Below are 16,130 nucleotides of genomic sequence, written 5' to 3'. Positions count from 1 at the left end.
CACAGCGCATGAGGTGCCCCGGTAGCGACGGCATTGGCGAAATCATGTTTTCGCCGACCATGTCCACCGACCATCGTCTCCGTATTCGAGGACGGCTTGATAGACTTCACGTCCGCCTTCAGCCGCCCCGATGTGAACGCAGGCGATCGAGCGCTTGGAGAGCAGGCGCATTATCTTCTCGAGCAGTTCGGGTCCCAATGTCATCTCGGCCCGATCCAGCACGACGAAAGACGGAGCCGAGAGAAGAATGTTCGCCAGGGCCAGGAGCTGCTGATCTCTCAGGGACAGTTCCTTTTCCCAGTCATGTTCCGCATCGAGCCCGCCGGCCTGGCTCACAATCCGTTCGAGGCCGAGTTCATGCAAGACGCTGAGCATGAGTTGATCCGGAACTTCGCTTTCTTTTTCCGGGCCGACCAACACTTGGCGAAGGGCGCCTGACGGGAGGTAGGGCCGCTGTGGAAGAAACAGTGTGCCAGCAGGGCGGACGATGCGGCCCTTACCCGGCGTCGGAATGTGGGCCATCGCCCGGAACAACGCCGCCCCTGGCGCCTGGCTGGATCCGGTGACCAATACCCGGGTGCCGGACGGGATCGATACCGACAGTTCCTTCAGAAGAGGCGGGTCTGCGTCCGTTGACGGGGCCAGGGTGAGGCCCTCGCAGGTCAAGGGACCGTCACGCTCGCTAACTTCGATGCCCGACTCCGTCGCGTGCGATCTTGCGACCTCCTCGTGCAGGGAGCTCAACCGCGAGACCACAGCAGCGAAATTCGAGATCGAATTGAACTGCCTGACAATCAGCGAGAACGCGCCCACAAGCATTGCAAAGGCTGCGCCGGACTGGGTGACGACACCGAACTCGATGTCTCCTCTTATGAAAGCGGGCGCTATGATCAAGTCCGGTACGAGCTGGATCATCCAGTTGTAGCCGCCGGTGAAGAAACCTAGGTTGCGATTGACGGCAGTAATCTCGCGTATGTTGGCGATCAACTCGTCGAGCCTATTAAGCAATCGTACTCTCTGTCGCCCTTCGCCGCGCGTCAGCATGATCGGCTCGGCGTTTTCTCGAATGTGGATGAGGCCTGACCGGAAGGTGGCCTCCTTGTCGAGCCGGTCGTAGTTCAGGGTGATCAGCGGTCGCCCCAGGGCAATCGTCATGTAGGAGCCGCACGCCGCATAAAGGACAGCCACGCCGAACAGCAACGGGCTGATTGACCACAGCACACCGGAAAAGGTCACCATCGTAAGGGTGCTGCTGAACAGCATAATGACGAAGGAGAGCGTGGTTACCGTGAACGCGCGGACGTCCTCGGCTATTCGCTGGTCCGGATGCGTAAGCTTTCCGGAAACGTCCAGCCGATAGTAAGTTTCGTCCTCCAGATAAAGATTAACGATGCGCCGGGTAAGGAATTCGCGCCAAAGCAGCGCCAGTCGTTCTTCGGCAAATCGGGCGAAGACGCCGACGACCGTGAGAGCTGCGAAAACAGCGATGTAAAAAATCGCCTGCCGGATGAATTCGGCCATCTGCCGCTCGGCAATCGCGGTCATGAAATTTCGGCCGACGTAGTTGTTTACTACGTTAAGGGCATTCAGTCCGCAAAGTAGCGCTATCAGTCCGCCAAACAGGAGTTTTGCTCTCCATCCGACATCGGAATTCGCAAAAATCCTTATGGTGCGGACAAAACGAGCTGCGGTTACCCTGAGCGGAATTTGCTGCTGTTCCATGTTGGTCGCCCTCGAAGGTTCAAAGCAGCATAGGTCCCGGCGGCCGCCGCATTTCGATCGCCCGGCCGATCCGAAAGGAGAATGTGCCCCGCTCGGCCCCCATTATCCCATGCGCTTCGAGCATGCGCGGCGTGAATGAGCCACGCGCATTGTCGCGGCAATGCTGTCGCCGCGGACAGGCGGACCTTGCTCGATTTCAGGGCGGGCACCGGTGCCTGCATTCGGTACATCACTGCCGCTTCCGAGGCGTATCATGACACCGGACTGAAAGAAGCCAAGCGCCATCTCGCCCCACTGCGAGCGGGCAAAAGCGACCGGATGACTGCCTGTATCGGAGCCGAATGAGGGGAAATCATGCCGCAATTCAAAGTTCTTCGTCGAACCTTGCGCGTCTCATAATGTCTCTCATGCATTCACATCGAACGATTCTAATATAAATTTCGAAATAAATTGCCGATAATAGCGGAATAATTTCAAGTTGCTTGGTAACGTTCATGAGTATACATTTGCGTATCTCTCGTTTTATATTTGAATTCGCGAATTATATTTGCAGTGCGAGCAGGGTTCGGAGGACGACGACATGGCCAAGATCGCAGGCTCGTATTCCAATGACGTGTTGCATGGCACCGACGAAACCGACTACATCTGGGGTCTTCCCGGTTGGGACGACATCGACGCAGGCGACGGCGACGACTTTGTCGACGGTGGTGACGGGTGGGATGTCCTTACGAGCTCTGCGGGCTACGACCGCCTCGATGGCGGAGCCGGCGACGACCAGATTTTTCTTGTCGGCACGGGTGGCGCCGTGACCGGCGGCGTCGGCTATGACGGGCTGATCATCGATCTCTCCATGACGTCCGATCGGCTGGAGTTCAACGGGCAGAGCGGTCACGGCATCATCGGATACCGCAGCGCGAGCGAACGGCACATCTTCTTCCACGATACAGAGTGGCTGAGGCTGACGGCGGGGAGCGGCAACGACCGCATCAAGGGAACGGCGGGCGGCGACAGGATCCACACCGGAGCCGGCGACGATGTCGTCGAAGCGGGAGCAGGGCACGACATCATCACCAATAGGGGCGGCCATGATCGCCTCGAGGGCGGCGAGGGAAACGACCGTTTCGTCCTCGTCAAAACGGGCAGCACCGTCTTCGGTGGCAGCGGCGACGATACGCTGGCGATCGATCTGTCGGCGACTTCGGACGAGGTGGTGTTCAACGGAGAGAACGGTCACGGCATCCTCGGACACCAGACGCCCGACGAGCGGCACATTTTCGTGCAGCACAGCGACATCGAGCGCATCGAACTGACGACGGGAAGCGGAAACGATCGTATCCAGGGGAGCGTCCTTAGAGACATCATCCAGACGCAAGCCGGAAACGACTTCGTCGATGCAGGGGCGGGCGACGATGCGATCGTCGACGGGCGCGGCGCCAACCGCCTTTTCGGCGGTGCCGGCAACGACAGCATCACGACGACGCTCTATTCCGCCGAGGTCGACGGCGGGCTTGGCGTAGACTGGTTGCATATCGAGGAAAGAGTGCGTTCGAGCGACGCCACGATCGATTTCGCCGCTGGCCGCGCATCGACAGGCACGGTGTTCCGCAGCATCGAGCAGGTGAGCATAGCGCTCGGCAGCGGCAACGACACAGTGATCGGCGGCAATCTCGACTATCTGGTGGTATATGCCGGTGCCGGCGACGACCGCGTCGAAGGCAGTACCGGCCGTGACTTGCTCTATGGTGAAGCCGGCAACGATCGCATCGACGGCGGCGAAGGAAACGACACGATATCGACCGGAGTCGGCAACGATGTGGCCTTTGGCGGCGCCGGCAACGACTCGCTCGCCAATGACGGCGGCAGCGACATCCTCGATGGTGGCGCCGGCGACGATTGGATCCGGGCCGCCACGCCCGGTGCCGGCAGTCTGGGCGATGGATCGGTCATGCTCGGGGGCGGCGGCAATGACTCGTTCATCGCTTATTTCAAGGGAGAGGTCGATGGCGGCGAAGGACGCGACTTGCTCCAATTGAACCTGGGCGCTTCTCCGGAAGCGATCGATTTCGACGCGATGCGCGGGGCCACTCAGACCGGATTGACTTTTGCCAATGTAGAGGACTTCAGCGTCTCGACCGGGATCAGGAACGATGTGTTGCGGGGTGGAGACGGCGACGACGCCTTCCATGCGCTCGGCGGCAACGATCTTCTCGAAGGTCGAAGCGGGAACGACGAGCTGCGGGGCTATTCGGACAACGATCGGCTGTTCGGCGGCGACGGCGAGGATTTCCTCGATGGCGGCACCCAGGATGATTTGTTGAGCGGCGGAAACGGGGCCGACAGATTGGTCGGCGGCAGCGGCGCGGACACGTTTCTCTGGTCGACCGAAAGCCCGGATCAACTGGGCATCGACGGCATCCACGACTTCGAAACCCGAAGCGGCGACGTGATCGCGTTCTCTGACACCGCCCAGGAAAATAGCGGCATCCGCAACTACGCCGATTTTCTCGCTGCCTCGACCGACACGGCCTCCGGCGTTTACGTCGCCTTCAATGGCTCCGACATCCACGGGCTCCTGATCGAAGACGTTTCCCTTGCGGCCCTCACGGCCGACGACGTGCTATTCGGCATCGTCTGAAGCCGATGGCGCTGTGCGAAAAACGCTAGTGCGGCGTCGGGGGGGGGCGCCCTGCCCACGCTCCTCATTCCTGTGCTTGTCACAGGAATCTAGCCACGGCGCGTCCGCGCCGTGAATGACTCTGTTTGGCAGCAACCCAGACCGAGAGAGAGTTGTGGTTCCACTTCAGTTGCGCGCACGATTCTCCCGCGCCCAAGGACTTGGGCGCACTGGATTCCTGTGACAAGCACAGGAATGAGGGAAGAGAACAATGCCCCAACCGACGAGGCGCATTACGCTGCCGTCGCGTACTGTGATCAGACGCGCATTGACGCTGCAGCACTTTGATTTGCTGCATGTTTTTCACCTCAAATCGGCTAGGATTTAAGGAAACATGCGGGAGCGAACATGAAGTGGGTTGACCGGGCGAGGCAATGGGCAAAAGGCATCAAGCGGGACGTCTTCGTCCTGTGGCTGGCGGCGCATGACCGGCGCGTTCCGTGGTATGCGAAGCTCGCTGCCGGCGCGGTCGCGGCCTATGCCCTGTCGCCGGTCGACCTGATCCCCGACTTCATTCCCGTCCTCGGATATCTCGATGACCTCGTCATTGTCCCGCTCGGCATCATTGCCGTCATCAGGCTGATCCCGGATGATGTTCTGGCGCATTTGCGCATCGAGGCAGCGAAGCGCACCGAGCGCCCCGTCAGTTGGGGCGGGCTGATCGCGATCGTCGCGATATGGGTGCTGCTCGCGGCTCTCATCGTCTGGATGGCGATCGGCGGGACGGCAGCCCGCTGAGCCGACGCTGCACCCTTCAATCGTGCCGACGCGGTTTATGATTTCACGACGGTCTTTATCTTCGCCACAGCTTCGAGCGTGCGATGCACCGGGCACTTGCCGGCAATTTCGACGATCTTGTCGCGAAGCTCCTCCGAGCCCTCGCCGTCGATGGAAATGACGCGCTCGAAATGGTCGATCCTGGCGCCGCCGCTGCGTTCCGATTCGGTGCACTCCTCGCAGTCCCTGGCATGGATCTTGGCATGCGAGACGTCGACGCCGATGCGGCCGATCGCAAGCCCCTTGTGACCGGCATAGAGGCGCAGCGTCATCGAGGTGCAGGCGCCAAGCGCGATCGACAGGAAATCATAAGGTGAAGGTCCGGAATCGAGCCCGCCCACGTTTTCGGGTTCGTCGGCGAAAAGCCGATGGCCGCCGGCCTGAACCGCGTTCTGAAACTTGCCTTCGCCCGTCTCCGTCACGCGGACATGTTCGATCGGCCCCGTGCCCTGTGGCGTGTCGGCGGCGAGATAGCGCGTCAGCCAACCCGAAATGATCCGGCCGGCGAAGGCTGCGTCTTCAGGGTCGTTGAGCAGGTGGTCGGCCTTGTCCAGCGAAACGAAGCTTTTGGGATGTTTGGCCGCGAGGAAGATTTCGGTGGCGTTCTCGATTCCGACCGTCTGGTCCAGCGGCGCGTGGAGGACGAGGAGCGGCTTTTTCAATGCGGCAACAGCGTCCTTGATGCGCTGCGTGCGCGCGTCCTCGACAAATTGCTTTCGAATAAGGAACTTGCGCCCGGCAAGATCGACTTCCGCCGCGCCGCTTGTCTCGATTTCCTCGAGGCTCGCTCCGAAATTCTTCAACACGTGGCCGACATCGGCCGGCGCACCGATCGTGGCGACGGCGCGCACTTCGGGAATGCTGCCGGCGACGGCGAGCACCGCTGCGCCGCCCAGCGAGTGGCCGATCAGCAATGACGGCGCCTCGTAGTGTTGACGGAGATGGTCGGCGGCCGAAAGCAGGTCGGCGACGTTCGAGGAGAAATTCGTCGAGGCGAATTCGCCTTGGCTCGATCCGAGCCCCGTAAAATCGAAGCGCAGGACGGCGACGCCTTCGCGCGCAAGCTCGGCCGCAACGCGGCGCGCTGCCGCCAAATCCTTGGAACAGGTGAAGCAATGGGCAAAAAGCGCATAGGCGCGCAATGGCCCGTTGGGCAGATCGAGGCGGGCGGCAAGCGTGGCGCCGGAATGACCGGGAAATTGGAGCCTTTGCGTGTTGAAAGCCATGGTGCGCTCCTTCGCTCTAAAATGATCATTCTACATCTGCAACGGCGACCGAGTACCTACACCTTTGCGGGTCTTTTCAGACGCCAGCGTACACGAACGCAGCCTGCTGCTGGCTCGTCGGTTGCTGTGCGGCAAGGCGCTTCTCCACCCACCTCATTCCTGTGACAGGCACAGGAATGAGGTGGGTGGGGTGGCGGTGCGCGACAAACTCAGCTGACTTGACGAGCCGGAGAAAACAAGCGCATGCCTCGTCCAAAGGGCTCGGCATAGCCGCCGGGCCCCTCGGAGTTGACGGATGGTCTCCGCAGCCAGAGACGTGCGGCCGGTTATTCGGCCGCCGACCGCCGGGGCAGCACCCAGTTGGGGCGGGGGAAGTGGCAGGTGTAGCCGTTGGGGTAGTGCTCCAGGTAATCCTGGTGCTCCGGCTCGGCCTCCCAGAAGTCTCCGACCGGCTCGACTTCGGTCACGACCTTGCCCGGCCAGATGCCGGAAGCCTCGACGTCGGCAATGGTGTCCTCGGCTATGCGCTTCTGTTCGTCGTCGGTGTAATAGATCGCCGAGCGGTAGGACATGCCGATGTCGTTGCCCTGCCGGTTTTTCGTGGTCGGATCGTGGATCTGGAAGAAGAACTCCAGAATCCGCCGGTAGCTGATCTTCTCGGGGTCGAAGACGATCTCGATGCCTTCGGCGTGGGTACCGTGATTGCGGTAGGTCGCATTCGGCACGTCGCCGCCGGTGTAGCCCACGCGGGTATCGATGACGCCGGGGAGCTTGCGGATCAAGTCCTGCATCCCCCAGAAGCAGCCACCGGCCAAAACAGCTCTCTTGGTCATTCAGATATCCTCTACCTGGTTGATGAACTCGCCGTAGCCCTCCGCCTCCATCTCCTCGCGCGGAATGAAGCGCAGTGAGGCGGAATTGATGCAGTAACGCAGGCCGCCGCGATCTTCGGGGCCGTCGGGAAACACATGGCCGAGGTGACTGTCGCCATGTATCGAGCGCACCTCGGTGCGGATCATACCATGGGAGCGGTCCCGCAGTTCGTTGATATTCGCCGGTACGATCGGCTTGGTGAAGCTCGGCCAGCCACAGCCGGAATCGAACTTGTCGGCCGAGGCGAACAGCGGTTCGCCGGAAACGATGTCGACATAGATTCCCGGCCTCTTGTTGTCATTATACTCGCCCGTGAAGGGGCGCTCGGTGCCGTTCTGCTGGGTCACCCGAAACTGCTCGGGGGTCAGTTTGCTGACCGCTTCGTCGGTCTTCTTATAGGTCATGGCCTGTCTCCGTTGCTGGATTTGTTGCCTGAATATGGCGAGGGATCACGAAAATTCCCAATATCGGATGTGCATAGATTCAATAGCCGCGTGAAAAGGCGACCCGCTCACGCCCAGTCGTGCCGGGCCGCCAACTCGGCGATCTTGCGGATCTCGCGCGGCGTGCCGGAGCCGGAGACCGTTACGAACACCAGTTCGCGCTCCAGCGATATCCCTTCGACTGCGCGGGTCGCTATGCCCCCAACGACGACGGAGCGCTCGGGCATGATGCAGATCGCGCGGCCCTCGGCCACCATCTGCTGAACCCAGTCCTCGCGCTCGGTGCTGAAGCGCGGCTGCATGACGGCATCATGGTCCATCAGGTGCTCGGTGATCTCGGTGTGGAACTCGCAGGCGAGGCGGTCGACATAGGGGTAGGCGGCGAGCGCCTCGGTGCTGACGACGTTTTCGGCTGCCAGCGGATGGTTCTCCGCGCAGGCGAGGAGAAATCGCTCGCGAAACAGCGGCACGACGTTGAGCTTGGGATTGGGGCGGGGCGCCCGCGGCAGGATGCAGGCATGATACTTGCCCGAAAGCACCTCGTTCGCACCTTCGCCGGTCAACAGCTGATGCATGTTGATCTTCACGGACGGAAGCTGTTGGAGCGCGTCATCGAAGAATGCGGCAAACGGGGCAGGGCCGATGGTCGGCGCAACGGCGATATCGAGAATGCGGCGCCGGCCAAGTACGGTACTCTCGGACTGCTCGCGCACGTTCCTGAGCGCGAGTTCGATCCGCATGAACTCGGCCTGGACGTCGCGGCCGAGCGCGGTGAGGCGACTGTCCTTGCCATCACGATAGATCAGCGGACTGCCCAGTTCTTCCTCGAGACGCTGGATAGCGCGCGTAAGGCTCGGCTGCGAGACGCCGCTTCGACGCGCGGCTTCGGTGAAGTTCAATGTTTCAGCCAGATTGAGGAAGTACCTGACCTGATTGATGTCCATGGATCGCGTCTCGCCGGCTTGGACTGAATGCCAACACATTGGCAAAGGCAGACACTGTTTGTCACTCCGGCCCTGTTCGAATGCAAGGGCATCCGGAAGGGCCTCGGAAAAGGAAGCGAGCCCGCCCCCGAGGGGCGGGCTCGCCTGTCGCAGCCGTTGCAGAGGGATAGGTACGTCGGCTGCCTCTCACGCCTGATCCACGATCAGGCAACGACGATGCGCTGGGGGTCTGCAGCCGCGAGCGCCGCTGCACGATCGGCACTCGGCGGATAGATCCACTCGGTGTTGATCCTCGTCTTGAGCCGCTTGGCTTCGGCGCCGGAAAGCTTCACCTGGCGGTCCCACCCTTCGGTATAGACCGCGCCCCATGGGCCAAGGTCGAGACAGGTGACGTACTTCTCCTGGCTGTAGGGGATCGGCGCCACCCCGAGCAGATCCGCAGCGACGTTGTGCCCCGCGGAGCGGCCGAGGTTCTGCGCGTGCTGGCAACTCATCATCGTCCGGTTGCCGACGTCGTCCGTCGCAGCATAGGCGACGTCACCGGTCGCGTAGACGTTCGAGTGGCCGACCACCTTGAGGTTCCTGTCGACATGGAGACGCCCAAAAGCGTCTTTCTCCGCGTCGATCTGCTTGGTGATCGGATTGGCGCGGGCGCCCGCCGTCCAGATAACGGTTGCCGCTTCGATCCGTTCGCCGGACGCCAGTGTCACGCCGTCGCGGTCGATGGCGGTAATCGCTGCGCCGAGACGCGTCTCCACGCCCAGTTCCGAAAACGCCTGCTCGATGACCGGGCGAGGGCCCGGTCCGAGGTCTGGTCCAATCGCATCGTTACGCTCGACGACGATGACGCGGATGTCGGCATGCTCTCCAAGCGCGGCGCGAAGACGATGCGGCATCTCTGCGGCCGTCTCGATCCCGGTGAAGCCGCCGCCGGCGACGATAACCGTGTTGCGTGAACGGCTTTCCGGAAGGCGTCCCAGTTGGAGGATATGTTCCTCGAGTTCCGCGGCGTCGGCAACCTGGTCGACATTGAAGGCGTGGTCCAGTCCGGGAATGTCGGGACGGAACAACACGCTGCCGGTCGCGAGCACAAGCTTGGTATAGCCCATCGTGTTCTCGCGGCCCTCGTCGCCCGAATAGGTCACGGAGTTCTGGGCCGTCGAGATAGCCGTCGCGTAGCCCTTGATGAAACGCACGCCTGCGTTGGCAAATACTTCCGACAGGGGAGCCTTCATTTTGTACGCATGCTTTTCGTACAGGCGTGGGCGGATGTGCAGTTCGGGCTGTGGCGCGATCACCGCAACCTCGACGGAGCCGTCCGCCTTTCCTTGCTGGTCAAGCAGTCGCATTGCACCGAGTGCCGACCACATTCCGGCAAAGCCGGCGCCGATGATCAGTATTCGTTCGCTCATTTCTCTTCCTCTTGGACAAGGCTTCGCTATCAGCGGGACGAGGTCCAGCCGGTCAACGATTGCCGTTTCGGTAGGGCATCCTGCTTTCGGTGGAGCCACTGAAAGCAGAAAAGATGCCCAAGGTTCAAAGCGCTAGGGCGTCCTTTTGCGCGGCGCTCTAGTTGTCTCCTGGGCGGAGACGGAGTCCACGACGATCGTTGTCCGTCGCGTTAACTACGACTAATATAATCGGAGTTACCGAGCAATGATAATTCCGGCCACTTCCGGAAACGCTCTGTCAATACCCTGAAGACGGATTAGGGATTGCGGAAGCGAGCCTTCAGTGATATCTCCGACAATATTTGTCGGTGTTTTTGGTGGTTCCATGGCCCATGTTAGTGCAGGCGTTGAATACGCTCTTCACTGTCTTCTTTACCTCGTCGATGCGGAGGAGCTCGGCCAGCCGGCAAGTGCGCGCGATCTGGCGGAGCTGCAGAAGGTCCCTGCCGAATTCGTTGCGAAGCTTTTCACCAAGCTTCAGAAGGCCGGCATCGTCGTCGCCCGCGAAGGAATCGGCGGTGGCTTTTCGCTGGCGCGCCCCGCGACGGAGATCACGGCGCTCGATGTCGTCGAAGCTGTCGATGGACGCAAGGCACTCTTTGAATGCAAGGAGATCCGCGCTCAATGCGCGCTTTTCGGCGACCGCACGCCCGATTGGGCGGTGGACGACGTCTGCGCCATCCACGCGGTCATGATCGAGGCCGAGAAGCGGACGAGAGAAGCGCTGGCGGCGCACACACTGGCAAGCATGAAGGGGCGCGCAGCGGTAAAGGCACCGGAGGACTTTGCCGGCCGTGTAAAGGAATGGCTGGCGGCGCGCACGCCGAGGCGTGGACGCCGCACTCAAGCCTCTTCATAGTTTCCAAAGCCTTTGCGCGTCGCGCAGCGGCGGAGGTTCAGCTCAGCGGCCAACGCCGGGACCGGTGCTCGCGGGCTTCCGCATGGAAACCCGCGCTCCCTACAGCGCCGCGCGTCCTATCTGACGCGCCAAGGACGCTGTAGCCCTTTGAATTGCTGCACGTTTTTATCCTTAAATCGGCTACGATTTAAGGAAACATGCAGTAGGCAGCCGGCGCGTGTCGCCGCCGATCCCTATACTCCAACCATCTCCGCTTCACGCGTATCGACCGCCGGCGCGACCGGATCCGGTGAATGCTCGGCGAGAAACTTCTCGACTTCCAGGGCCGCCATGCAACCCATTCCGGCGGCGCTGATCGCCTGACGGAACACCGGGTCGATGACATCGCCGGCGGCCAGAACCCCGGGGACGGTTGTTTTCGTCGACCAGGAGCCGACCTTGATGTACCCGGCGTCGTCCATGTCGAGCTGGCCGCGGAACAAAGCCGTCGCGGGGTCGTGACCGATCGCGACGAAAAGGCCGTGTGCGGACAGCTGCTTGACGTCGCCCGTATTGACGTCGCGGATGCGAACGCCCGTCACCGACTTCCTCGGCTCCTGCTCGCCAATCACCTCGTCGACGACGTGGTTCCAGATCACTTCGACATTCGGCTTCGCGAGGAGGCGGTCCTCAAGGATGCGTTCCGCGCGGAAACGATCGCGGCGATGAATGACCGTGACCTTGGAAGCAAGGTTCGACAGGTAGAGCGCTTCCTCTACGGCTGTGTTTCCGCCGCCGACAACGACGACTTCCTTGTTTCGATAGAAAAATCCATCGCAGGTCGCGCAGGCGGAGACGCCGAAGCCATTGAATGTCTTCTCCGACGGCAGGCCAAGCCAGCGAGCCTGGGCTCCCGTTGCGATGATGAGCGCATCGGCGATGTAGGTGTCGCCGGAGTCACCCTTAAGGCGGAACGGGCGCCTGGAGAGATCGACGGAGGTGATGGTGTCGTACACGACCTCGGTGCCGACGTTCTCTGCCTGCAGCCGCATCTGCTCCATCAGCCAGGGTCCTTGAACGGGTTCGGCGAAGCCGGGATAGTTCTCGACATCCGTCGTGATGGTGAGCTGGCCGCCTGCCTGCAGGCCGGTCACGAGGAGCGGCTTCAGGTTGGCGCGGGCAGCGTAGATGGCGGCGGTATAGCCAGCCGGCCCGGCCCCGATGATCAGGACCCTGGCGTAGTGCGTGTTCATGAGGTGATCTCCTTGTGCGTCACCGGTACTCGCCCGGCTTCAGCCCTTACGCAGCCTCGGTTCTCATTGGTTGTACTGCCGGCGCGCGACTGCATCGATCTCGTTGCGGGAAATGCCGACATCCTCGAGCAAGTGATCGTTCAATTGCGTGAACGTTCGCAGCGTCCGGCGATAGCGCTGGTGGGCGCGGAATTTCGACAGGATGGATGCGATAAACATGGGACATTCCTTTCATTGAACCAACCGGCGCGGCCGGTTTGAGAGCGGTGATTTCTGTGAACGCAAATCGGTATGCGAGCGGAGCCAGCGGGCTCCGCCCTCGGTTCAGTCAGGCACTGGTTGAGCGGAGTGCCGCGAGCGAGTCGATGACAATCCAGAGGGAGAGGGCGAACAGCCCGATGTCCTTGAGCAGGAACTGTCCGGGAGCGACCGAAATCGCCGGAAAGCCAAGTTCTGGCACGAACACTCCGGGGGTCGTCACCATGAAGCTAAGTGTGGTCGCGAAAAGCCCGGCCGACAGCAAACCGCCGACGAGCGAATACTCCGGCCTGAAAGGTCGTGCGGCGATCAGGACGCCGATGCTGAGCTCGAGGACGCCAAGAAGGCTTGAAAACTCCCCGACGCTAAAGAGGGAATAGGTCCAGCTCAACAACGGATTGTTGCCGACCAGGCCGGTCAGGCCCTCCGCTTCATAGGTGGTGAACTTCATGCCGCCGAACCAGCCATAGATAGCGACCATCGAGGCGTATAGGCCCGCCGCGGTGACGGTCCGACCGTGGTGTTCGACCAGATCGAGGGAGGAAGCGGCGCGCGCCTGGACGCGCGGACGCTCCGCAATGCTATTGATAGGAATGCGAGGCATTGTCTTCTCCTGGGTTGTCCGCGGAGGGCCATCCGCCCGGTGACGCGGGATAAACGATACCGATCTGTATCGAATGAAGAAGAAGTATACCGATCTGTATCGTTTAGCAAGGGCGGATTCTGAAAGATGCCCGGGCCTTGTTCCCTAGGGAACTTTCCTGTTTGGGCTCGAATGGCGGAAAGGCAGGTGCAGATAGGTACAAAACTGTGTTGTGTCTTTGGAGGCGTGCGAGGGGCTTCATAAGGCCGAAGCGGACGCGCTGGGATCAAGCGCCAGCCCAATCGCAGAGGCGTTACACGCACGCGGCCGGAGGCAGGCAGAACGCGCTGCTCTCTACAACGATGCCGATCAGTGGGCGAAAAGCATACAGATCGGTTCAGAAGGGAAGATCCCCGTATGAGTGGACCTCGTGCAAGGTTGCAGAACATGCCCCGGAATGCCCTTGCATTTGCCTTGTGCTGCCGCTAGAAACGATACAGACCTGTTACATAATGTGAGGATGAGATGCGTCGTTCAGAGATCCGGGGTCACCTGCTCGACACCGCACTCCGGCTGTTCAACGAGCATGGCTATCACGCGGCGGGCATCGACCTGATCATCGCCGAGGCGGGGGTGGCCAAGACGACGCTGTACCGACATTTTGAAACCAAGGAAGACCTGATCCTGGCGGCGCTCGAACGGCGCGACGAAGAAGACCGCCTTGCCACGCGTGCCTTTGTCGAGCAGCGGGCGCGCGATCCCGCCGAACGTCTTCTGGCGACGTTCGATTTCCTCGAAACCACGGTCCGCGACAAGCAGTTCCGCGGCTGCATCTTCATAAGCGCGGCCGGGGAACATAAGGACGATGCCGCTCCGGTATTCCGCGCTGCCTTCATGCACAAGCGCCTGATGCTCGCCTATTTCGAGGAACTCGCCCATGCGGCGCGGTTTGCCGAGCCGAAGCGGATCGCGAACGAGATCAACCTGCTGCAGGAGGGGGCGCTCGCCGTTGCGCAAATCACACGGACGGCCGAGCCTGTCCTGCAGGCCAAGCGTATGGCGCAGCAACTGCTCGCGGCGGAAGAGCGGTCCTCCATGGCACCGTCAGCCAAGAAAGAGGAAGCGGGACAGCGAACGCAGGCTTCCTGAACTTGATCCTCCCATCGGCCGCCTCGACGTCACCGAGGTCAACACAGGAACCGCCGCAACGTCGTCTTAAAACAGCGCGTAATCCGACAGCTCGATCGTGACGGCGTTGAAATCACGGTCGAGAGTGCCATCCGGCTTGACTATGAACACGCTGCGGCGGTTCGGGTACTTCAGCCCGTCGACGTCGACATAATCCGAAATAAAGTGCGCAGCCGGCGTGTCCGCCCAGACATCAACTGTATAATCGTGACGGCGAAGCAGCCCATCCGGGCCGAAGTAGAAGCGCTGTTCTCGTGTGTGGCTGTGTACGCCCTCGGGGAACCGCACGGCGACGCGGCGAAGCGTCTCGCCTTCGTTCTCGATCGGGGCAATGTCGTGCGCTTCATAGCCGGGCTCGCCGAACACGAACGGCGTCGCATGATACGTCCACATGGCATAGCCGTTGAAGTAGGCGAGGTTCAGCGGGTCCCATTGTCCGTTGAAGCTGCGATCGAACGCTTCACGTCCGTTGACCCGCTCGGCGATAATCGAGCCGTCTCCGGCAGTGATCTCCACACGCTCGGGAGTCCAGGTCATCGTCCAATCGGCTTCTCCGAAGGGAGTAACTTGAGTCCACTGGCGGCGGAACTCGCTTGTTGCCCGCCGCGGCACGGGGATCAAAGGAGCGCCTTTCAGCTCCCATAGCTTTCCGCCGGTCCGTATTGTCGAGGCAATACCCTTGAACTTTCGCCAGCGGTCGTGCCCGCCATGCGCTTCCAGAGCCTCTTCCAGCAGCGGGTGCAATTTGCCACTCATCGATCTTCTCCTCAGTTGGGATCCATGTCGATTGGCGCATGGGTCATATATACCACCTCTGGGGACGCCATGTGGGGAGGCGCTATGTGGCGGGCGCGGCGCGGGCCAGCGTCATGTCCAGGCTCTTGCGATCGAACCGAATTTGACGACAAGTGCGGCGATCGTCGCAACGAATAGCACGTAGGCGAGCGCCGCCTGCCAGGCCCCCGCGGGGAGACCGATCAGCAGCAGCGTGTCGTTCCCACCGGGGATGAGTAGCGCACCCGCTCCCATGAGCATGCCCGCGAGCGTTCTCTTGACCATGGTCGTCACCGTCGGCCATCTCAGCATGAACCCATGCTTCCTAAGTCTTGCGGAGACAAAGCTGCCGCCGAACATTGAGAGCGGAATCACGGCGCCCGCGACCGGTATCGAAGCAATCGGACCAAAGGATGCAGTGAGCGAGAACCCGGGCGCAAGAACCGCCAGGACGGTAGAGGTGACGCCAACCACTCCCATCGCCAGCGTCAGCCGCCGGAAATTTGACCCGGATCTGCGTGACACACCGAGCCTCAGAGCCACGATCGCCAATAGTGCAAGCGCGGGAAGCGCCACCCCAAGCGACGGGGCAGCATCTATCGCCGGCTGATCCGCAAAAAGATCAAACAGAGATTCAATGTAGACGACCGCATAGATGCCGAGAAACGTGAACGCGAATTCGATTTCGCCGTTCCCGATATGCCCGACAGAGCCGAACACGCAGGCGCCGTTCACATAGGAGCCGATCCCCAGCAAAATGGCTGCGGGAACCAGGAAGCCGAGCGACGACCAGCGCCCGTGCATCATCGGCGCCGTTTCAAGGATTGCGTAGACGAGGGCCGCCCAGGCGGCGCTTTCGATCAGAGCGATGAAACGCGCTGGCCTCTTCTCCGATATCAGCTCCTTCGTGGCGATGACGGTGCAGATCGATCCGCGGTTCATCGCGAAACCCAGAACAAATCCCAGCGCCGCGATCAAGGCCACACTCGCCCAGATCTCCAAGCGAGCGGCGACAGGGACAATGCCTGATATGTTGGTGAGAAATTCGCTCATTCGGCAAACGGCCTCGCGTACTGCTCCAGTTTCAGGCAGATCCAAGGATTCTGGTTTACACTCAAACACAGGA

15 protein-coding genes are annotated in these 16,130 nt (G+C 61.3%); 4 read left to right on the top strand and 11 right to left on the bottom strand.

The genetic code is table 11. The features are described 5' to 3' along the window. Nucleotides 1-42 precede the first annotated feature (42 nt). A complete protein-coding gene (locus RB548_RS10955; RefSeq protein WP_331371349.1) occupies nucleotides 43-1,722 on the bottom strand; it encodes an ABC transporter ATP-binding protein/permease in 1,680 nt (559 codons plus the stop codon). A gap of 580 nt (nucleotides 1,723-2,302) precedes the next feature. Between RB548_RS10955 and RB548_RS10950 the strand changes: the two genes are divergently transcribed. Next, complete coding sequence (locus tag RB548_RS10950; protein WP_331371348.1) at nucleotides 2,303-4,357, top strand: SMc04171 family calcium-binding repeat protein; 2,055 nt, start codon at nucleotides 2,303-2,305, stop codon at nucleotides 4,355-4,357. Between the two features lie 387 nt (nucleotides 4,358-4,744). Beyond that, nucleotides 4,745-5,134: a YkvA family protein gene (locus RB548_RS10945; protein ID WP_331371347.1), complete on the top strand. Its 390-nt coding sequence runs from the start codon at nucleotides 4,745-4,747 to the stop codon at nucleotides 5,132-5,134. A 35-nt stretch (nucleotides 5,135-5,169) separates the two neighbouring features. On the opposite strand, the gene RB548_RS10940 is transcribed toward RB548_RS10945, so the two are convergent. The 5 genes from RB548_RS10940 to RB548_RS10920 form a co-directional block, all read right to left on the bottom strand. Next, the gene (locus tag RB548_RS10940) at nucleotides 5,170-6,399 is read right to left on the bottom strand and encodes a bifunctional alpha/beta hydrolase/OsmC family protein (RefSeq protein WP_331371346.1); all 1,230 of its coding nucleotides are present in this window, start codon (nucleotides 6,397-6,399) and stop codon (nucleotides 5,170-5,172) included. 326 nt (nucleotides 6,400-6,725) lie between these two features. Then, nucleotides 6,726-7,232: a peptide-methionine (S)-S-oxide reductase MsrA gene (gene msrA, locus RB548_RS10935; protein ID WP_331371345.1), complete on the bottom strand. Its 507-nt coding sequence runs from the start codon at nucleotides 7,230-7,232 to the stop codon at nucleotides 6,726-6,728. Continuing rightward, nucleotides 7,233-7,676, bottom strand: a complete 444-nt coding sequence (gene msrB / locus RB548_RS10930; protein WP_331371344.1) for a peptide-methionine (R)-S-oxide reductase MsrB — start codon at nucleotides 7,674-7,676, stop codon at nucleotides 7,233-7,235. Nucleotides 7,677-7,783: 107 nt separating this feature from the next. Next, nucleotides 7,784-8,659, bottom strand: a complete 876-nt coding sequence (locus RB548_RS10925) for a LysR family transcriptional regulator (RefSeq protein ID WP_331371343.1) — start codon at nucleotides 8,657-8,659, stop codon at nucleotides 7,784-7,786. Between the two features lie 203 nt (nucleotides 8,660-8,862). Beyond that, the gene (locus RB548_RS10920; RefSeq protein WP_331371342.1) at nucleotides 8,863-10,071 is read right to left on the bottom strand and encodes an NAD(P)/FAD-dependent oxidoreductase; all 1,209 of its coding nucleotides are present in this window, start codon (nucleotides 10,069-10,071) and stop codon (nucleotides 8,863-8,865) included. Nucleotides 10,072-10,435: 364 nt separating this feature from the next. On the opposite strand from RB548_RS10920, the gene RB548_RS10915 reads away from it, so the two are divergent. Beyond that, entirely contained in the window at nucleotides 10,436-10,969 is a 534-nt protein-coding gene (locus RB548_RS10915; RefSeq protein WP_331371341.1) for an RrF2 family transcriptional regulator, read from the top strand. Nucleotides 10,970-11,202: 233 nt separating this feature from the next. On the opposite strand, the gene trxB is transcribed toward RB548_RS10915, so the two are convergent. The 3 genes from trxB to RB548_RS10900 all read right to left on the bottom strand — a co-directional run bounded on the left by trxB (nucleotide 11,203) and on the right by RB548_RS10900 (nucleotide 13,063). Beyond that, nucleotides 11,203-12,201: a thioredoxin-disulfide reductase gene (gene trxB, locus RB548_RS10910; protein ID WP_331371340.1), complete on the bottom strand. Its 999-nt coding sequence runs from the start codon at nucleotides 12,199-12,201 to the stop codon at nucleotides 11,203-11,205. A 63-nt stretch (nucleotides 12,202-12,264) separates the two neighbouring features. Continuing rightward, on the bottom strand, nucleotides 12,265-12,420 hold the full coding sequence (locus RB548_RS10905) for a DUF1127 domain-containing protein (protein ID WP_331371339.1): 156 nt from the start codon (nucleotides 12,418-12,420) through the stop codon (nucleotides 12,265-12,267). A 109-nt stretch (nucleotides 12,421-12,529) separates the two neighbouring features. Next, on the bottom strand, nucleotides 12,530-13,063 hold the full coding sequence (locus tag RB548_RS10900; protein ID WP_331371338.1) for a YkgB family protein: 534 nt from the start codon (nucleotides 13,061-13,063) through the stop codon (nucleotides 12,530-12,532). Between the two features lie 504 nt (nucleotides 13,064-13,567). Here RB548_RS10900 and RB548_RS10895 point away from each other — a divergent pair. Then, nucleotides 13,568-14,191, top strand: a complete 624-nt coding sequence (locus RB548_RS10895) for a TetR/AcrR family transcriptional regulator (RefSeq protein WP_331371337.1) — start codon at nucleotides 13,568-13,570, stop codon at nucleotides 14,189-14,191. A 66-nt stretch (nucleotides 14,192-14,257) separates the two neighbouring features. Here the strand turns inward: RB548_RS10895 and RB548_RS10890 are convergent, their stop codons facing one another. Further along, nucleotides 14,258-14,986 (bottom strand): hypothetical protein, encoded by a 729-nt coding sequence (locus RB548_RS10890; protein ID WP_331371336.1) that lies wholly within the window; start codon nucleotides 14,984-14,986, stop codon nucleotides 14,258-14,260. A 111-nt stretch (nucleotides 14,987-15,097) separates the two neighbouring features. Then, nucleotides 15,098-16,057, bottom strand: a complete 960-nt coding sequence (locus RB548_RS10885; RefSeq protein ID WP_331371335.1) for a YeeE/YedE thiosulfate transporter family protein — start codon at nucleotides 16,055-16,057, stop codon at nucleotides 15,098-15,100. Nucleotides 16,058-16,130 lie beyond the last annotated feature (73 nt).

The organism is Sinorhizobium chiapasense (genome assembly GCF_036488675.1).
GTDB lineage: Bacteria > Pseudomonadota > Alphaproteobacteria > Rhizobiales > Rhizobiaceae > Sinorhizobium > Sinorhizobium chiapasense.
Note: the sequence above shows the minus strand (reverse complement) of the source record. Positions and strands in the feature narration are given on the sequence as shown.